Raw genomic sequence first — 432 nt, forward strand, 5'->3', positions numbered from 1 at the left:
GGAGTTGGAGAGCGACCTCGAACGGGTCTCGGTCTGATTCGACGGCGCACGCTCGACAGGTCGATCCGCGTTCGTGTCTACCTTTCTCGCATTTTGGCAATACTTATTCATCTCTGTTCAGTACCGATTCGCACATGTCGATCACTCTTCCGGGGCCGACGCTCGGCGTCGTCGGCGGCGGACAGCTGGGCCGGATGCTGGGCGAGGCCGCCGCGCCGCTCGGCGTCGACCTCGTCGTGTTGGACCCGACGCCCGACTGTCCGGCGGCGCCCGTCGCGGCCGACCAGATCGTCGGCGACTTCGACGACGCGGACGCGATCGACGAGCTCGCCGCCCGCGTCGACGCCCTGACCTTCGAGATCGAACTCGCGGACCCGGCCGTCCTCGCGGCCGCGAGCGAGGAGCACGGCGTTCCGGTCCATCCGGACCCCG

Annotated in this window: 1 pseudogene; it reads left to right on the forward strand. The window is 68.5% G+C overall.

Annotated elements, in window-relative coordinates:
• Positions 1–134: 134 nt before the first annotated feature.
• A pseudogene (locus tag DVK00_RS21090) lies at positions 135–432 on the forward strand (5-(carboxyamino)imidazole ribonucleotide synthase); the annotation flags it as partial.

Origin of the sequence: Haloarcula sp. Atlit-47R, assembly GCF_003665985.1 — an archaeon.
GTDB classification, from domain to species: Archaea; Halobacteriota; Halobacteria; order Halobacteriales; family Haloarculaceae; genus Haloarcula; species Haloarcula taiwanensis.